Source organism: Flavobacterium sasangense DSM 21067, assembly GCF_000686885.1.
GTDB classification, from domain to species: Bacteria; Bacteroidota; Bacteroidia; order Flavobacteriales; family Flavobacteriaceae; genus Flavobacterium; species Flavobacterium sasangense.
Genome location: NZ_JMLU01000028.1, coordinates 22,789 through 39,338, shown reverse-complemented (window position 1 = coordinate 39,338; position 16,550 = coordinate 22,789). Strand labels below are relative to the sequence as shown.

Here is a 16,550-nt window from a genome sequence, read left to right as displayed (position 1 = left end):
GGCGCTACAATATCCGCAGCACAAGCTACAGTTGATGATGTATTTGCAGGTAATGTAAAATCTGGTCTTTCTATAGTAAAAACCTGAGTCAAATTAGTTGTGACACATAATGTAGTTAATGTATAACTTCTGTTTATAACAGTCGGACAGCTTCCAGTAATTGCATCTACATAAGTTATAGTATAGCTTAAAGAATTATTTGATACATTTCCACCTAAATTAATAAAATCTTGTAATGTTATTGAAACTGGAGTAGTACTAAATGGTAATCAAGTTATTGCATTTGTACTACAACCAACAATATTGACAGCTTGTGGTGCTGTAATTGTTGGACTTCCAACGATGTTAATTTTTAAAGTATAGTAACAACCATTTGCATTTGGTGGTACAGCATAGTAATTGAAACTTCCCAAAGTATTTGGAAATGGATTTGAATTTGTATATTCAATTGTACTTCCATTAACGGGATAACTGTTATAAAATTGTGTACCAATAGGATAGTTTGACGCAATCGAATTAAATGGCACTTGAGATATAGGACTACAATAATTAAAAACTAATTCGGTAATAGTGTTTTGACAGTTTTGATTAATGAAGTTTGTAGCATCAATCATTGTCGTTATAGGATTTAAAATAGGATCTCCAATACATAAACCACTTGTAACATATCCTTGAATAAAAGGTTTATTTATAATTTGTATTCCTGTAATTGCACCAATTCCATTTATATAACCAAATAAGGATGCAGAAGGTACACAATTTGGATTTTTTAATAAAAAGCAATCCTCAGTTATTTTTATTTTATATTTTAATTCTCCTAAGACTGTTGTAGGAGTTGCTGGAACAGGTAATGTTCCAATGTCCCAAATAAGAGTACCTGATGGACCATCGTTTGGATTAAAATAAATATTATTTGGAGTTGGTAGCGGACTAAAATTAATAACACCGTTTTGACTTCCATTTACAAATGTTGCTGTATATGGTAATTGAATTTTTATTTGAGCGTTATTTATATTTTCAGTTCCTTCATTAAGTATTTTAATGGAGTATTCAATTTCTTGACCTGGAGTAACAGTTGTCGTAGAAGTCGCTGGAACACCATTAATGGTTACTAAAGACATGACTCCTTCAGGGTCTGGAATGTAAGCGTCTACAGCCATTGCAGCCATAAAAATTACATATGTATCTTGAGTTGAGCCATATCTAAGTGTTGTGGATGTTTGATTGTTTGCAATTACAGAGTTACTTGGATTAGGAATATTAAACATTGAAATATCTAGTCCCGTATTGTTAACTAAATTTGGATTTCTTGTATTTCCTCCAGTTTGAATGGAAGAATTAAAGAAATTATTAGTTGAATTACCAGTGTGGTTTAAAGCTTGCCAATTGTTATCACTAGATCTTTGTATATTGAAATAGTCACCACTAATACTTCTATCACCTTCACCTGCCATTAAACCAAGTTTAACATTAACTTGACCTGTTTGAACCGCATTAAATCCTGAAATAGGGATTTGGTGACTTAAAGTTGAGTTTCCTTGTACATAGGCGTGACCATCAAAAACAGTGATATCTCTCCATTTCATTTTTGAATTTTCATAGACAACAATAATTCCCCAACCTCCATAATAACCAGTTGAACCACCATTTCCTTCAACTAATGCTATATCAGCCACAGTATATTTACCTATTCCATTTGCTTTTACGTATTCAGTAATTTCAGCAAAAGCTGAATACATAAAACCATCAGAGTTTTGAGGATAATATATATCGTTTGTATTTGCAGTTATTTCAGTATATGATGAAGAAGTAGGACCTTTAAGTTTAACTTTTCTTTTATTAAATGTTTTAGTAACTGAATTTTTAGTCACATTAAAAATATCGGGACTATTTGAGCCATCAGATGATCTTCCCGTCCAGTATAAACCAGCAAATACAACTTTTGAACATTCTGGGATTGCGCCATTTTCAGTTGAGAATGTTAAATTAGCGCTTGAAGAATTAAATGTATTTGAGTCACCATCTATATCAACATAAATCATGTTATTATTACTATTGGGCTCATTAACATCGTAATTATTCAATGTTAAATTTGTATTTCCTATCAAAGTAAAATCACCTTTAATATTATAAATACTTGTAGAAGGGGAAGCAATAGGTTTGCGTGGAGTAAAATTCACTCTTACCTGAGAATGCATTACAATACTTATCAATAAAAAGAATATTATGATAATATTTTTTCCACTAAAACTTGTATCTTTAGAGTAATTTTTTGTTTTCATTTTTTTAAATTTATTGTGGAACACTTATCTGATAGGTGATAAATAAATTAGGATTATTTACATTCAGTACTGAAAATACACTTTGGTAATCAGTTTCAATAATTACATGAAGTAATTCTAAATTTAATAAAGAATTCAAAGAAACTAAATCAATTGGGCTAATATTGTTTCTAATTCTTAGTATACAATATTTTAAATTTGACAGTTCTACTGCACTTAATTGATTTATTCTATATAAATTTTCGTAACGAATATCTAAAATAGTTCCTTCATTAGAATCATTAGAATTTCTTGAAAATTGATTGGATTCTAGTTGAACTAAATCAGTTGAATTTAAAACTGCAGAAAGTGTATTCTTAAGTTCTTGATTTGATTCAAATAAAACATCATTACAATTATAAATTTGTTGGGCTCTAATACTTATTGTAGAACACATTAAGAAAATAGAGCATAGAAATAATGTTCTAATTTCAATTTTTGACAAACTTTCCATAATAATAATTTTTAAAATTAATAATTACAGTAAGTTGATTTTAAGGTTGGGTTTAGGGGATGAAAATGAAGTTAAGTTTAAAAGAGAAAAATGGGGAATTGAATATTTAACACTGCTAAATTACTCAAAAACTAACACTTAGTTAGCTTTAGGTGGGGGTTTTCGATAAAGTGCTAAAAATAATCTATTAACTAACTTAAAATTAATAAAAGCTTTAACTTCTAATTCAAAAAAAAGTAGTAATTTGAATCTCTAAACTAATAACTATGAAAAATTTAATACTTATTAGACATTCAAAGTCGAGTTGGGATGCACCAGTTCAAGATATTGACAGATCTATTTCCCAAAGAGGTGTTCGTGATGCCCATTTGATAGCTTCAAAAACTCCTCAAATTTTGCCTTCATCTTATATTGTTTGGAGCAGTAAAGCAAAACGAACTCAGGAAACAGCTTATATCTTTTCTCAATACCTTTCTATTCCACTTGAAACGATTCATTTTTCGGAAGATTTATACACGTTTGATTCTAAAAAACTCGAAAAAAGCATAAAAAAATGTGAAAATTCATATGATAGTTTAATTCTTTTTGGACATAATGAAGCTATTACAAAATTTGTTAATAAATTTGGAGACCTTTATATTGATAATGTTCCTACATCGGGCGTTGTTGCTTTGCAATTTGACACAAATGATTGGAATGATTTATCTAAAGGAAAAACAATAGCAACATTATTTCCAAGCCAATTTAAAAATGAGTAATACCATAAATAACTATATAGATAGAGAAAAAAGTTGGTTAACATTTAATGCAAGAGTACTTCAAGAAGCCAACGATGAAAATGTACCTTTATTAGATAGATTTCGTTTTTTAGGAATTTTTTCCAATAATCTAGATGAATTTTTTAGAGTTCGTTATGCTGCCATTCGTAGATTAAGTCACGAAAACACAGATACAGAAAAAATATTAGGTTTACCTGCTGAACAACTGCTGAAAGAAATTACAGATATTGTTATTGAACAACAATCTGAAAGTTTACGTATCCTTAGCGAAATTGAGAAAAAGCTTGAAAAGGAAAACATCTATATCATTAATGAAAAACAAGTAACCAAAGAACAAGAAGTTTTTATTCATGATTATTTCATTCAAAAGGTAAGTCCCGCAGTAGTTACCATCATGTTAAATGACTTAGAAGAATTTCCTTTGTTAAAAGATACTTCTGGATATTTAGCAATTAAATTGGTAATGAATACAGAATCTTCAACTGAAAAAATCAAATATGCGGTAATCGAAATTCCAAATACGATTAACCGATTTGTAGTTCTTCCTTCTAATTCTGAAAAGCAGTATATTATTCTTTTAGATGATGTTATACGTCTTAACTTAAATAGTATCTTTAATATATTTGATTATGAAAGCATTTCGGCTAACATGATTAAAATCACACGTGATGCTCAGTTAGAATTCGATAGTGATTTGAGTAAAAGTTTAATGGAAAAGATTTCCAATTCCGTTAAAGAAAGAAGAGTGGGTGAGCCGGTTCGTTTTGTTTATGATCAAGCTATCGGAAAAGACACCTTAGAATTTTTCCTTAAAGGGATGAATATTTTAAGTTCTGACAGTATTATTCCTGGCGGAAGATATCACAATCGTAGAGATTATATGAATTTCCCTAATTTAGGTAGATACGACTTATTATACAGAGAAAACTTACCATTACCCGTTCCAGGATTATCACTAGAAGGAAGTATTTTGGAGCGAATCAAAAAGAAAGATTATCTGCTTTACGCACCCTATCAATCTTTTTCTTATATCATTAAATTTTTGCGTGAAGCGGCTTTAGATCCAAAAGTTGCTTCTATTAAAATTACGTTGTATCGTTTGGCTAAGAATTCACAAATTGTGAGTTCTTTAATTAATGCCGCCAAAAACGGTAAAAAAGTAACGGTCCAAATCGAATTGCAAGCGCGTTTTGATGAAGAAAGTAATATTTCCTATTCCGAACAAATGCAAACCGAAGGCATCGAATTGATTTTTGGAGTAAAAGGTTTAAAAGTTCACAGCAAAATATGTGTTATCGAGCGCATTGAAGAAGGAAGAGTTAAACGCTACGGATTTATTTCGACCGGAAATTTCAATGAAAATTCAGCTAAAGTTTATACAGATGTGACTTTATTTACAAGCAATGTTGAAATTCTTAAAGACGCTGCTAAGATTTTTGATTTCTTCGATGTGAATTATAGAGTACATCGTTACAAGCATTTAATTGTTTCGCCTCATTATACTAGAAGTCGTTTTAATAAGCTTATCGAGCGTGAAATTTTAAATGCGCTTTCAGGAAGAGAAGCTTATATCAAACTGAAAATGAATAGTTTATCTGATTTTAAAATGACGGATAAATTGTATGAAGCAAGCCAAGCAGGTGTAAAAATTCAATTGATAATTAGAGGAATTTGCTGTTTAATTCCAGGAGTTAAAGGGTTGAGCGAAAATATTGAAGCCATTAGTATCGTAGATAATTATTTGGAACATTCTCGAATTTATATTTTTGGAAATGCAGGTGAACCTGAAGTTTTCATTTCATCTGCGGATTTTATGACACGTAATTTAGATGCAAGGGTAGAAGTAACGTGTCCTATTTACGATCCTGAAATTAGAAAAGAATTAATTGAAACTTTCGAAATAGGTTGGAAAGCTAATGTAAAAGCACGTATTCATTCGGCAGATTTATTAAATCGTTACAGAAAAAGAGGTGACGAAAAACCATTTAGAGCCCAACAAGAAATGTACAATTATTACCAAAACAAATTAGACGTAATTGCCGAAAACGTGCAATAAAGAATATAGATGATTACAATTAAAAAATATGCAGCTATCGATATTGGTTCCAATGCCATGAGGTTATTGGTAACCAATATTGTAGAGCAAGAAGGTCAAGCACCACAATTTAACAAGAGTTCCTTAGTTCGAGTTCCTATTCGTTTAGGACAAGATGCTTTTACCGTGGGCGAAATTACCGAAGAAAATATCGACAGAATGATTGACGCCATGAAAGCCTTCAAATTATTGATGAAAGTTCATAAGGTGGAAAAATACCAAGCGTGCGCTACTTCAGCTATGCGAGAAGCTTACAATGGTAAAGAAGTAGTCGAAATCATTAAAAAGAAAGCCGATATAAAAATTGATATCATCGATGGTAAAAAAGAAGCAGCTATCATTGCGGCATCCGATTTAAAACAATTCATCAGTACCGATAAAGCTTATTTATATGTGGATGTTGGTGGTGGAAGTACCGAATTTTCTTTATTCTACGAAGGTAAAATCATCGCATCTAAATCGTTTAAAAACGGAACCGTTCGTTTGTTGAATAATATGGTAAACGAAGTGGTTTGGCATGAAATTGAAAAATGGATTAAAACCAATACCGAACCTTTTGAAGATATCACATTAATTGGTTCCGGTGGAAATATCAACAAACTGTTCAAATTATCTGAAAAACAACAAGATAAACCACTTTCGTATGTATATGTAAGTTCGCAATACCAAAAATTGAACAGCATGACCTACGAACAAAGAATCGCCGAAATTGGTTTAAATCCAGACCGCGCCGATGTAATTATTCCTGCAACAAGAATCTATCTAAACGCTATGAAATGGAGTGGAGCAAGACATATTTACGTACCAAAAATTGGATTATCAGATGGTATCGTGAAAGCGATGTATTATGGGAAGATTTAATAATTAGTCCCGTAGGGACGACACATCGGTAGATAAAAAAATCAGAAATATAAGTCCCGTAGGGATGACATATTGGTAGAAAAATTTAATTATAATAATTAATTTAATCTCATAGGGATGGTATAGCGGTAATGGCAAACACATATACACAAATTCACATCCAATTTGTTTTTGCGGTAAAATATCGAAACGGATTAATTCATTCGTCATTCAAAGAGGAATTGTACCAATATATTTCAGGAATAATTAAGGCCAATAATCATAAATTATTAGCGATTAATGGAATGTCAGACCACATTCATATTTTAATCGGAATGCGTCCAACACAATCCATTTCTGAATTAATGCAAATCATTAAAGCCAATTCCTCCAAATGGATTAACGAGAAAAAGTTTTTAAATGTAAAATTTGAGTGGCAAGAAGGTTACGGAGCATTTTCGTATTCCAAATCCCATGTTCAAAATGTAATTAAGTACATTCAGAATCAAGAAGAACGTCATAAAACGAAATCATTTCAAGAGGAATATTTAGAATTTTTAGAAGCTTTTGAAGTGGAGTATGATGAACGTTACATTTTTAAAGAGCCTATTTAATGTCATCCCTACGGGATTTTTAGAAACTGTTAGTTAATCGTTACCAAGATTTCATCCCTAACGGGATTAATAAAATTAATACATAAAATTATGATAAGATACTATTCTATTTTATTTACTTTTTGCTTTTTAATTAGTTGTCAGAACAATAGAACTCAAAATTATCCAAATTTTAAAAGGAAATTTAATTCATCAGAATATAAAATAAAGGATAAAATTGATTTTAGTTTCAAAATTCCGAATTCTTGGAATGAAATTGAAGTAAATGGAATAGATAGTGATGTATCAGTTTTTGTTAATTCATTAAATGATACAATAACTTCAGATTATGGTTGGTATTCAAATAATTTAGAAGAAGATTTGCCAACTCTTTATACAAAAACAGATTATGATAAATTAAGTCAGAAAGAAAAAAATAATCTCAAAGAAAATGAATATGTTATAGTTGAAGATTATAATAACTTTGATGACAAAGGCATATCTAAATCTCTTTCTAAATTTTATGTTTTAGACAATAAAAAAGCAAAAATTGTAAATCCAAAATTGTCTGGAATTGGAATTACAGGTGTATATTTTGAAAAACTTTATAAAGAAAGAGGAAATTATATGAATTTAAATTTATATGGTTATAATGTTAAAAAAGAAACCGGAGAAGAAATCTTAAATGTTATTAGTACAATAAAATTTAAAAGATAGTTATTTATTTAATATTTTTTTTACCTCTGAAAAAGTTTTCATTTTGGTCTTGTTATCAACTTTTAATTTAAAAATAATATTCGGATTCTCTTTTTTAAGTTTAGCTAGTTCAAAGGATAAACTATCCAATTTAATTTCTTTGTTTTTAATATAAACTTTTTCATTTATCAAATTCACATAGAGTAAATTCTTATCATTCGTTTGTGAATAAGCATTAAAATAAATACAATTTAAAATCAAATATATTATGAATAGCTTTTTCATAAATTTATTTTACACATCCAAATCAAACGTCTTTCTTAACAAGTCTAAAGCTGGATTAATTTGTTTTAAACGTTCAAATTTTTCTTGTGGAGTAAAGGCGTATTTGTTTTCGGTAGCTTCGTTAACCACTACTTCAATAGTAATGTCATGATTATGTAATTTTCCTCTTAAATATCCCATTAATTCATGACAACCCGATAAAAATTCCTCTTTCGTACTTTGATTTGGAAGTTCTAAAGTTATGGTGGTTCCGTTTAACGTTGGATCGTTCATTTGCATGTATGTTGCTAACAAACGCTTTCCACTATCGGTCATTTTTTGAGCAAATTTATTCCACTGTAACAACATATCGGTTTCGTTAAACGTTTCTGAAGGTAATTCCTCTCTGTGTTTTTGAAAAGTTTGTTGTTGGGCTTCTAACTCTTTTTTCGCTTTAATACTCGCTAATGAAAGTGCCGAAACTTTAGTTCCTGTCTGATTTAAATTGGTTAAAACGGGTTTCGGAATTTCAGGAACAATGGGAGCAACTACTTCATTTTGAACTTGAGGAATTTCAGCAACTATAGGTTCGTTTACAACTGTTTCAGATACTATAACAGGTTTTGTTTCCTCAGTTGGAATTTGCGTTTTAACCGTTGAAACTTCAGTAATAGAGTAGGAGTTGTTCTTGTAATAAGTAGCCGGAATTATAAATTTAGCTACTTTTTTTTTTCTCCATCAAAAGTGATAGAGGCTAATTGCATCAAACAAAGTTCAACTAAAAGGCGCTGATTTTGACTGACTTTAAATTTCAAATCGCATTCGTTTGCCAATTCAATTCCTTTGATTAAAAAGTCGTGCATGGCTTTGTGCGATTGCGCTGCATATAAGGCTTGCGCTTGTTCACCTGCTTCTAATAAAGGTAAAGTAGAAGGATTTTTACAAACCAATAAATCTCTAAAGTGAGAAGCCAAGCCAGCAATAAAATGATGTCCATCAAAACCTTTAGCTAAAATGTCATTGTAAGCTAAAAGTAAATCGGGAATTTTATTTTCTAAAATTAAATCGGTGATTTTGATGTAATATTCAAAATCTAATACGTTTAAATTTTCGGTAACGGCTTGTCTGGTTAAGTTATTTCCGCAATATGAAACTACTCTGTCAAAAATTGACAAAGCATCACGCATAGCACCATCTGCTTTTTGGGCAATAATGTGCAATGCATCATCTTCGTAAGCAACACCTTGTTCCTTAGCAATTTCGGCTAAATGTTCTTTAGCATCTTTAACCGTAATTCTTTTGAAATCAAAAATTTGACAACGTGATAAAATCGTTGGAATAATTTTATGTTTCTCGGTAGTCGCTAAAATAAAAATGGCGTGCTTTGGTGGTTCTTCTAATGTTTTTAGGAAAGCATTAAAAGCCGCTTGTGAAAGCATGTGCACCTCGTCAATAATATATACTTTGTATTTTCCAGTTTGTGGAGGTATTCTCACTTGGTCGATAATACTTCTAATATCATCAACACCATTGTTTGAAGCTGCATCTAATTCGAATACATTAAACGAAAAATCCTCATACGGATCATCATATCCTTCTTGATTGATTTTTCGAGCTAAAATACGAGCACAAGTTGTTTTTCCAACACCACGAGGTCCAGTAAACAATAAGGCTTGGGCCAAGTGATTCGTTTCAATAGCATTCAACAAAGTATTAGTAATAGCCTGTTGTCCGACAACATCTTTAAATGTCTGCGGACGATACTTACGAGCTGATACGATAAATTGTTCCATAAATTCTATTGAAACACAAATATAGGTTGGGAAATTCCAAAAAGCAAATTCCAAAAACCAAATTGAGGTGAATCTTTATAAAAGTTATTCACAATTTAGTTTTTAAGTTTTAAAGGGATGTTGAATGCTTGCCTTTAATAGAAAGTTTAGCAATTGCTTCAGCATTTTTATCGGAAGAATTAGCCGAAGTTCCAGTTACAAAAACACCTTTTAATCCGTATTTGGAAACGATTCCGTAAACGGTTGCTGCGTCATCTGGATTAGAGTTGCCTTCGTAATGGTAAATGTGATTGATGGTATAATTTTCGGGATGCAAAATAATATCTTCTTCATTTTGATTGAAATCAAATGTAAACCCTTTCTCTCTTAATTTTAGAAGCGCTTCAGAGACAGAAGCATAGTGATAAATAGTTGACATAAGAATTAAGTATTATAAATTTGCGACCTATAAATTTACGAATATATTAGCTCTTAAAAGCTAAAGATTATGTTAAACTATGTATTAAAATTTATTTAAAACGTTAGAATTTATCGTAAGTTTGCACCGCAGACCGCCTTATCGTCGTCCGCCTCGGCGGATGGAGGAAAGTCCGGACACCAAAGAGTAGCATAGTGGGTAACGCCCATCCGCCGAAAGGTGAGGACAAGTGCAACAGAAAGTATGTACAGGTAATGCTGTAGTGAAACCAGGTAAACTCTATGCGGTGAAATGCCAAGTATATCAGCTGTTTTTGAGTAATCAAAATAAGGGCGACTCGTCCGATGTTGAAGGGTAGGCAGCTTGAGTTACGTAGTAATGCGTAATCTAGATAAATGATAAGGCTCCGATTTATCGGAGACAGAATCCGGCTTATAGGTCTGCTTTTTTATTTTGTGACGATTCTATCCTTCGTCTTCCTCTTCATAATTCTCTTCTTCGTCGCTTTCGAATTCGTAAAAAGAAAACACAGAACCTCCGTAACTTTTTGAAAAGGAAAAATTTGTCAAATGATCTAGTTTGGTATGTTTTGAATGTTCTACAATTAACATTCCTTCTTCTTCCAAAAGCTCGTTTTCAAAAATAAGTTGAATGATTTTTTCAAAGTTCTCCTGACTCAAATCATAAGGTGGATCAGCAAAAATGACATCATAATTTGCTTTGCTTTTTTCTAAGAATTTGAAAACATCACTTTTGATTACGCTAATATCTAAATCTAATTCTGTTGCGGTTTTTTTGATGAAATTCACACAACCCATATCGCCATCAACACTAGTTATTGGTCCAGCACCACGAGAAGCAAACTCGTAACTGATATTGCCCGTTCCTGAGAATAAATCCAAAACTTTTAAACCATGAAAATTAAAGTAATTATTCAAAATATTGAATAACGATTCTTTACACATGTCGGTTGTAGGACGAACAGGTAAGTTTTTTGGTGCTACTAAACGGCGCCCTTTGTGTTTTCCGGAGATAATTCTCATGAATGATAAAGTATAAAGTGATTTCTCAATTCTGCAGAAGAAACATCTAACATTGAAGCTTTATTTGAAACATCAAGTAAAGTACAGTTTCTAATATATTTAAAAGCAATTTTATAAAAGGCATCTTCTTCAGTACAATTTCCAAAAAGCTGAACTGAAATAGTTTCTGGATTTAATTGTAATTGTTCGCAAGTAAACAAGATGAAATAAATAAAATCTTCTGGTGTATTGTATTGAAATGAATTGAAAAGAATTAACTGCTGATTTTTTACCACAACAATTTCAAAATGCTCTTTTTGAAGATGAACAAAAACTTGTTTTTCTTCTTTATTCTTAGACAAATCCAAAAGTTGTTTTACTAAAATAGAATTCGCATTTTGGTATTCAAAAGTTTCGTATTGGTCTAACAAGAAATTATTAATATTAACGAAAGGAACATAAACATTATTCATTTCGTAAGGAAAAATAACATCATGGATAAAAAAATCCGTTTCAAAAACTTTGGTATTGTATTGCAAATAACTTGCTAAAAAATGAACATCAAATAGGGAAGTTGGCACAAAAGTATTCAAGTTATTATCATGAATTACCATTACTTCATCAAATGATTTTGTTAGGATAGGATAATCCACAAAGGTTCTCCACAATTGTTCTTCAATTACTTTGTTTTTTTGAAAGTGAATTGACATCGTGTTTATTACTTTGTTAGAAAGTAAATCAAAGACACAAAAAGAAAGTCCACTCAAGGAAACCTGAATGGACAACTTTTTATATGTTTTTTGAGTAATGTCGTTATTCGTTATTACCATATTTTTTTGGCCAGTTTCCTGTAAGAGTAACTTCTTCTAAAGAACCTAAAATAATTTGAGGACCATTGATTTCGTCAATAGACTCTACTTTATTTTCTTGTTTTACTAATTCTTGATCTAAATCTTTTAATAAAGCATTTTTGTCAATAATAGCTTGGAAAACAGAAAGATTCATATCGTTTCTTGAAACTACACCTGTTTTCATAACTACAGGAACTTCAACTTCACCAACTTTTACAACATTTAATCTTTTGTATCTGTCAGAATTTTTAAATAATGAATCTTTTACTTTAACAGTTCCTAATTTTGTAATAATTACTTCATCTTTAAAGAAACCACCAACTCCGTCAGCTCCAACTTTAATACCAAAAGCAGCATTTTTAGCAGCATCAATTACAGCAGTATCTCTTCTTGAAATAATTTCAAATTCGCCATTTTCAACAAATTTTACTAATTCATCAAAAGTGTCAGCATATTTTCCATGAACAGACTTGTACCCTGTTTGTAATTTTTTAATATCTAACATTGTTTTAACAGCTACTTCGTAGCGAGCTTCTTTTTCATTTTGAAACTCGATTGGTTTCATAATCGAAGCGTATATTAAATATACAAGAAAAATAGAAATTCCCCATAATACAATAGTGAATACTTTTTTATTTCCTGGAGTAACAAATTTGTCAATTAGTTTAACCAACGCAAAGATTAAAATAATTAATACGACTAAATAAATAGCAATTTCTAACATTTGATTAATTTATTTTTTAGTTAAATAGGTACGCAAATCTACAATTTTTTTTTCTACACAAAAGAATTTCTTGTAAAAATCATTCAGTATATTTGAAAAATTAATATTGGTCAAATCTTTTTTATGACTTACAAGCTGTTTTACAATTTATTACAAAATAATTTTCCGTTTCAACCCACTCTAAAACAGGATATTTTTTTTCAAAAAATTGCCGATTTTATTTTGAACTCAACTTCTGATGATATTTTTATCCTCAAAGGTTATGCCGGAACGGGTAAAACAACCATAATTTCTACCGTAATTAATAATTTAGCCGATGTTAATATGAAAGCGGTATTACTTGCACCAACAGGTAGAGCTGCAAAAGTAATCAGTAATTACTCAGGAAAACCGGCTTACACAATACATAAACGAATTTATTTCCCCAAAAAAAATAAAACCGGAGGAGTAAGTTTTACTTTGCAACAAAATAAATTTAAAAACACACTGTTCATAGTTGATGAATCTTCTATGATTTCGGATAATAATCAAGATTCTAAACTGTATGAAAATGGTTCGTTGTTAGATGATTTGTTTTTTTATGTGGATGCTGGAAATAATTGCAAGTTATTATTAATAGGAGATACCGCTCAGTTGCCGCCTGTAAATATGAGTGTGAGTCCAGCTTTGGATATTGACTCGCTTTCGCTTCATTATCAAAAAAATGTGCATCATATAGAGTTGGATGAAGTGATGCGTCAAGCGGAGCATTCTGGAATTTTGTACAATGCTACCCAATTACGAGAATTATTGCATTCGCCTTTTATTGATACATTCCAATTTAAATTAAAAGGTTTTAAAGATATTGTTCGTTTGCAAGATGGTTATGATATTCAAGATGCCATTCATCAAGCGTATGATAGTTATAGTATAGAAGATACAGCTTTTATTTTGCGTTCGAATAAAAGAGCGAATCAATACAACCAACAAATTAGAGCTTCTATTTTATCCAAAGAAAGCGAAATTTCAACTGGAGATTATTTAATGGTAGTGAAAAACAATTATTTCTGGTTACCCGAAAATTCAGAAGCCGGTTTCATCGCTAATGGTGATATTGTCGAAATTTTAGAAATCAGAAAAATTCAAGAATTGTATGGATTCAAATTCGCTACGGTAAAAATCAGAATGGTTGATTATCCGAATCAAATTCCGTTTGACACCGTTATTTTGTTAGATACGATTATGAGCGAATCGCCTTCGTTGACTTATGAAGAATCGAATAAATTGTATCAGGAAGTGTTGTTGGATTATGAAGAAGAACGCCAACAATATAAAAAATTACAGAAAGTAAAAGAAAACCCTTATTTCAATGCACTTCAGGTGAAATTTTCGTATGCTATTACGTGTCATAAATCGCAAGGTGGTCAATGGAAAACCGTTTTTGTAGAACAACCATATTTACCTGACGGAATTGATGTAGATTATGTCCGTTGGTTATACACCGCCATCACGCGTGCTGAAGAAAAATTATATTTAATCGGATTTAAGGATGAGTTTTTTGAAAATTAATACTTTTGTAATCAAACAAAATCAAAAATGAAAATAATAGCTGTAATTCCTGCTCGATATGCTTCCACACGTTTCCCTGCAAAATTAATGCAAGATTTGGGAGGCAAAACCGTAATTCTTAGAACGTATGAAGCCGCTATTTCAACAAATTTATTTGATGATGTTTTTGTAGTGACGGATTCTGATTTGATTTTCAACGAAATCATTTCGAATGGAGGCAAAGCCATCATGTCGATAAAAGAACATGAAAGCGGAAGTGACAGAATTGCGGAAGCTGTTGAAAATATGGATGTCGATGTTGTGATTAACGTTCAAGGCGATGAACCATTTATCAATAAAAAACCGTTAGAAGAGTTAATCGAAGTTTTTAAAAACGATACCGAAAAGAAAGTTGATTTAGGTTCTTTAATGTTTCAAATATCTGATAAAGAAGAAATTAACAATCCGAATAACGTAAAAGTAATTACTGACCAACAAGGATTTGCTTTATACTTTTCGCGTTCGGTAATTCCTTATCCTAGAGAGGAAAATGTAGGTGTTCGTTATATGAAACACATCGGAATTTACGCTTTCAGAAAAGAAGCATTAATGGATTTTTACCGCTTACCCATGTTGTCGTTAGAAGCTTCTGAAAAATTAGAGCAATTACGTTACTTAGAATATGGAAAACGCATTAAAATGGTAGAAACTTCTCACGGAAGTATCGGAATAGATACTCCTGAAGATTTAGAAAAAGCGAGAAAGTTATTGTAATTAATTATTCTGTTTTATCACTAAAATAGCCTCTAGTTTTAATTTTAGAAGAAAAGAAATTCATAAACAAAATAACAAAGAAAAGAAATAAAAATACTTGTAGAATAGTAAATATTTTTCCTTCCATTGTTATTGGATAATATTCTCCATAACCTATTGTAGAAGAGGTTACAAAACTATAATATACCGCATCAAACCAATGATTTAATGTTGCATTCAAGTAATTTCCAGTTCTGTAAAATACTGCAAAAGCTAAAACCGATTCTAAATAATTGAAAAATAATAACAACATCGATCTTTTATATGAACGAGGTTGTGAAAATAAGTCGGAAGCAAAAATTAATGTTGGTATATATAAAACGGTTTCTAAGAGAATATAAGTTAATACATAAACAATGTAGTTATTAGTTTGCCAATTATTTATAAGTATTAAAAAAGGAAAAATAACTTTAGCTAAAATGTAAAAATCCATGGCTAAATCCTTGTATTCATGTCCAAACTTATTTGCCCAATATTTGATGTATATTCCTGGAAATAGTAATTGAGATGAGGATAAAAACAGACGAACAATTTTTTCAATTCCATTATCATCCTCATGATCGTTATTCCAAATCGCTTTAATATTTAAGATTCTTTTTCTAAGTGGATTCGTTTTTTGAATATATTTTTCATTAACCTTTCCTACCAATAATTTTTTAATTATACTCATCACGATAATTTTTTAATGGTAAACAATTCATTATGCACCTCAATTTTTGGATACAATCTTACGGAATAATTGCTATCAAATTTACTTTTATAAATAGCATTTCTTCTTCTATCTTGATAATCTAAAATCATAGTATTAAACAAGATAAAACCATTTATATTAAGTAAAAAATTAATTCTATTAATAAAGAAATCTTCAAATAAAAAATTAGGCATTGTCGTATCTTGAAAGATATCAATAATGATTAAATCATATTTTTCTTTGGTTTTTAAAACGAATTCAAAAGCATCGTCATTCACAATTGAAACGTTATTATAGTTTCCTAAACCAAAATATTTTCTAGCCAATTCAATCACAGCAGCATCAATTTCAACTCCTGTAATTTTACCTTCAAATTTTACTTCTTTTTTTAAAGTTTCAATAACGCTTCCACCAGCAACACCTAATACAAGTATAGAATGAAAATTTTGAATTCGTTCGTAGCCTATATATTTTAAACCTTTTTTTAGTACGCGCTGTAAACTACCAAAAGAATAATTCGTATTCTCAGAATCTAAAACCAAATGGCCATTATTCCAGGTTACTTCTAGATTTTTACTGTAAACCGATTTCTTTTGATGAATTTTTATAGGTAATAAAAAACTCAATACGCGCTTAATCATGTAATTTTGTTTGTAATCGTAAATATAA

General features: G+C 30.5%; 18 protein-coding genes and 1 other RNA gene. 8 read left to right on the top strand and 11 right to left on the bottom strand.

Annotated features, from left to right (window positions below; all coding sequences use genetic code 11):
* Positions 1 to 269: 269 nt before the first annotated feature.
* Together BP92_RS16225 and BP92_RS0111690 are read right to left on the bottom strand one after the other, a co-directional pair.
* Entirely contained in the window at positions 270 to 2,282 is a 2,013-nt protein-coding gene (locus BP92_RS16225) for a DUF11 domain-containing protein (protein WP_051604465.1), read from the bottom strand.
* Between the two features lie 10 nt (positions 2,283 to 2,292).
* Positions 2,293 to 2,775 carry a hypothetical protein gene (locus BP92_RS0111690; protein ID WP_150111929.1) on the bottom strand — a complete coding sequence of 161 codons (483 nt, stop codon included), beginning with the start codon at positions 2,773 to 2,775 and terminating at the stop codon, positions 2,293 to 2,295.
* A 266-nt stretch (positions 2,776 to 3,041) separates the two neighbouring features.
* On the opposite strand from BP92_RS0111690, the gene BP92_RS0111685 reads away from it, so the two are divergent.
* The 5 genes from BP92_RS0111685 (at position 3,042) to BP92_RS0111665 (ending at position 7,799) form a co-directional block, all read left to right on the top strand.
* The gene (locus tag BP92_RS0111685) at positions 3,042 to 3,533 is read left to right on the top strand and encodes a SixA phosphatase family protein (protein WP_026726229.1); all 492 of its coding nucleotides are present in this window, start codon (positions 3,042 to 3,044) and stop codon (positions 3,531 to 3,533) included.
* The gene (ppk1, locus tag BP92_RS0111680; protein ID WP_026726228.1) at positions 3,526 to 5,610 is read left to right on the top strand and encodes a polyphosphate kinase 1; all 2,085 of its coding nucleotides are present in this window, start codon (positions 3,526 to 3,528) and stop codon (positions 5,608 to 5,610) included. The genes BP92_RS0111685 and ppk1 overlap by 8 nt, the downstream gene beginning before the upstream one ends.
* Before the next feature lie 9 nt (positions 5,611 to 5,619).
* Positions 5,620 to 6,510: a Ppx/GppA phosphatase family protein gene (locus tag BP92_RS0111675; protein ID WP_026726227.1), complete on the top strand. Its 891-nt coding sequence runs from the start codon at positions 5,620 to 5,622 to the stop codon at positions 6,508 to 6,510.
* A 131-nt stretch (positions 6,511 to 6,641) separates the two neighbouring features.
* Complete coding sequence (gene tnpA, locus BP92_RS0111670) at positions 6,642 to 7,103, top strand: IS200/IS605 family transposase (protein ID WP_026726226.1); 462 nt, start codon at positions 6,642 to 6,644, stop codon at positions 7,101 to 7,103.
* Positions 7,104 to 7,193: 90 nt separating this feature from the next.
* A complete protein-coding gene (locus BP92_RS0111665) occupies positions 7,194 to 7,799 on the top strand; it encodes a hypothetical protein (RefSeq protein WP_026726225.1) in 606 nt (201 codons plus the stop codon).
* Here BP92_RS0111665 and BP92_RS0111660 read toward each other — a convergent pair whose 3' ends face one another.
* From BP92_RS0111660 to BP92_RS0111645, 4 genes are all read right to left on the bottom strand, one after another.
* Positions 7,800 to 8,063 carry a hypothetical protein gene (locus BP92_RS0111660; RefSeq protein WP_026726224.1) on the bottom strand — a complete coding sequence of 88 codons (264 nt, stop codon included), beginning with the start codon at positions 8,061 to 8,063 and terminating at the stop codon, positions 7,800 to 7,802.
* Between the two features lie 9 nt (positions 8,064 to 8,072).
* The gene (locus BP92_RS17370) at positions 8,073 to 8,411 is read right to left on the bottom strand and encodes a DNA polymerase III (protein WP_245598380.1); all 339 of its coding nucleotides are present in this window, start codon (positions 8,409 to 8,411) and stop codon (positions 8,073 to 8,075) included.
* Positions 8,412 to 8,761: 350 nt separating this feature from the next.
* Positions 8,762 to 9,835, bottom strand: a complete 1,074-nt coding sequence (dnaX, locus tag BP92_RS0111650) for a DNA polymerase III subunit gamma/tau (protein WP_026726222.1) — start codon at positions 9,833 to 9,835, stop codon at positions 8,762 to 8,764.
* A 109-nt stretch (positions 9,836 to 9,944) separates the two neighbouring features.
* A complete protein-coding gene (locus tag BP92_RS0111645) occupies positions 9,945 to 10,253 on the bottom strand; it encodes a hypothetical protein (RefSeq protein WP_026726221.1) in 309 nt (102 codons plus the stop codon).
* A 125-nt stretch (positions 10,254 to 10,378) separates the two neighbouring features.
* Here BP92_RS0111645 and rnpB point away from each other — a divergent pair.
* Positions 10,379 to 10,704, top strand: an RNA gene (rnpB, locus tag BP92_RS16795) — RNase P RNA component class A.
* Positions 10,705 to 10,717: 13 nt separating this feature from the next.
* On the opposite strand, the gene rsmD is transcribed toward rnpB, so the two are convergent.
* From rsmD to BP92_RS0111630, 3 genes are read right to left on the bottom strand one after another with little or no spacing between them, the layout of a single operon-like run.
* Positions 10,718 to 11,296, bottom strand: a complete 579-nt coding sequence (gene rsmD, locus BP92_RS0111640; RefSeq protein ID WP_026726220.1) for a 16S rRNA (guanine(966)-N(2))-methyltransferase RsmD — start codon at positions 11,294 to 11,296, stop codon at positions 10,718 to 10,720.
* Positions 11,293 to 12,105, bottom strand: a complete 813-nt coding sequence (locus BP92_RS0111635; protein WP_026726219.1) for a DUF3822 family protein — start codon at positions 12,103 to 12,105, stop codon at positions 11,293 to 11,295. The genes rsmD and BP92_RS0111635 overlap by 4 nt, the downstream gene beginning before the upstream one ends.
* On the bottom strand, positions 12,089 to 12,850 hold the full coding sequence (locus BP92_RS0111630) for a hypothetical protein (RefSeq protein WP_051604464.1): 762 nt from the start codon (positions 12,848 to 12,850) through the stop codon (positions 12,089 to 12,091). Before BP92_RS0111630 ends, BP92_RS0111635 begins: the two co-directional genes overlap by 17 nt.
* Before the next feature lie 123 nt (positions 12,851 to 12,973).
* On the opposite strand from BP92_RS0111630, the gene BP92_RS0111625 reads away from it, so the two are divergent.
* Together BP92_RS0111625 and kdsB are read left to right on the top strand one after the other, a co-directional pair.
* A complete protein-coding gene (locus BP92_RS0111625) occupies positions 12,974 to 14,398 on the top strand; it encodes an ATP-dependent DNA helicase (protein WP_026726217.1) in 1,425 nt (474 codons plus the stop codon).
* Positions 14,399 to 14,425: 27 nt separating this feature from the next.
* Entirely contained in the window at positions 14,426 to 15,151 is a 726-nt protein-coding gene (gene kdsB / locus BP92_RS0111620) for a 3-deoxy-manno-octulosonate cytidylyltransferase (RefSeq protein WP_026726216.1), read from the top strand.
* A gap of 4 nt (positions 15,152 to 15,155) precedes the next feature.
* On the opposite strand, the gene BP92_RS0111615 is transcribed toward kdsB, so the two are convergent.
* Both BP92_RS0111615 and BP92_RS0111610 read right to left on the bottom strand, forming a co-directional pair.
* The gene (locus BP92_RS0111615; RefSeq protein ID WP_035693380.1) at positions 15,156 to 15,860 is read right to left on the bottom strand and encodes a potassium channel family protein; all 705 of its coding nucleotides are present in this window, start codon (positions 15,858 to 15,860) and stop codon (positions 15,156 to 15,158) included.
* Positions 15,860 to 16,522 carry a spermidine synthase gene (locus BP92_RS0111610; RefSeq protein WP_026726214.1) on the bottom strand — a complete coding sequence of 221 codons (663 nt, stop codon included), beginning with the start codon at positions 16,520 to 16,522 and terminating at the stop codon, positions 15,860 to 15,862. The genes BP92_RS0111615 and BP92_RS0111610 overlap by 1 nt, the downstream gene beginning before the upstream one ends.
* Positions 16,523 to 16,550 lie beyond the last annotated feature (28 nt).

Bases quoted from the DNA above. Each gene is read 5' to 3' on its own strand.
- BP92_RS0111625 (WP_026726217.1), top strand. From the start codon at position 12,974: ATGACTTACAAGCTGTTTTACAATTTATTACAAAATAATTTTCCGTTT.
- BP92_RS0111665 (WP_026726225.1), top strand. From the start codon at position 7,194: ATGATAAGATACTATTCTATTTTATTTACTTTTTGCTTTTTAATTAGT.
- BP92_RS0111690 (WP_150111929.1), bottom strand. From the start codon at position 2,775: ATGGAAAGTTTGTCAAAAATTGAAATTAGAACATTATTTCTATGCTCT.
- BP92_RS17370 (WP_245598380.1), bottom strand. From the start codon at position 8,411: ATGTTGTTACAGTGGAATAAATTTGCTCAAAAAATGACCGATAGTGGA.
- BP92_RS0111610 (WP_026726214.1), bottom strand. From the start codon at position 16,522: ATGATTAAGCGCGTATTGAGTTTTTTATTACCTATAAAAATTCATCAA.
- BP92_RS0111635 (WP_026726219.1), bottom strand. From the start codon at position 12,105: ATGGTAATAACGAATAACGACATTACTCAAAAAACATATAAAAAGTTG.
- dnaX (WP_026726222.1), bottom strand. From the start codon at position 9,835: ATGGAACAATTTATCGTATCAGCTCGTAAGTATCGTCCGCAGACATTT.
- BP92_RS0111645 (WP_026726221.1), bottom strand. From the start codon at position 10,253: ATGTCAACTATTTATCACTATGCTTCTGTCTCTGAAGCGCTTCTAAAA.
- kdsB (WP_026726216.1), top strand. From the start codon at position 14,426: ATGAAAATAATAGCTGTAATTCCTGCTCGATATGCTTCCACACGTTTC.
- BP92_RS0111675 (WP_026726227.1), top strand. From the start codon at position 5,620: ATGATTACAATTAAAAAATATGCAGCTATCGATATTGGTTCCAATGCC.
- BP92_RS0111685 (WP_026726229.1), top strand. From the start codon at position 3,042: ATGAAAAATTTAATACTTATTAGACATTCAAAGTCGAGTTGGGATGCA.
- rsmD (WP_026726220.1), bottom strand. From the start codon at position 11,296: ATGAGAATTATCTCCGGAAAACACAAAGGGCGCCGTTTAGTAGCACCA.
- BP92_RS0111630 (WP_051604464.1), bottom strand. From the start codon at position 12,850: ATGTTAGAAATTGCTATTTATTTAGTCGTATTAATTATTTTAATCTTT.
- ppk1 (WP_026726228.1), top strand. From the start codon at position 3,526: ATGAGTAATACCATAAATAACTATATAGATAGAGAAAAAAGTTGGTTA.
- BP92_RS16225 (WP_051604465.1), bottom strand. From the start codon at position 2,282: ATGAAAACAAAAAATTACTCTAAAGATACAAGTTTTAGTGGAAAAAAT.
- BP92_RS0111615 (WP_035693380.1), bottom strand. From the start codon at position 15,860: ATGAGTATAATTAAAAAATTATTGGTAGGAAAGGTTAATGAAAAATAT.
- tnpA (WP_026726226.1), top strand. From the start codon at position 6,642: ATGGCAAACACATATACACAAATTCACATCCAATTTGTTTTTGCGGTA.
- BP92_RS0111660 (WP_026726224.1), bottom strand. From the start codon at position 8,063: ATGAAAAAGCTATTCATAATATATTTGATTTTAAATTGTATTTATTTT.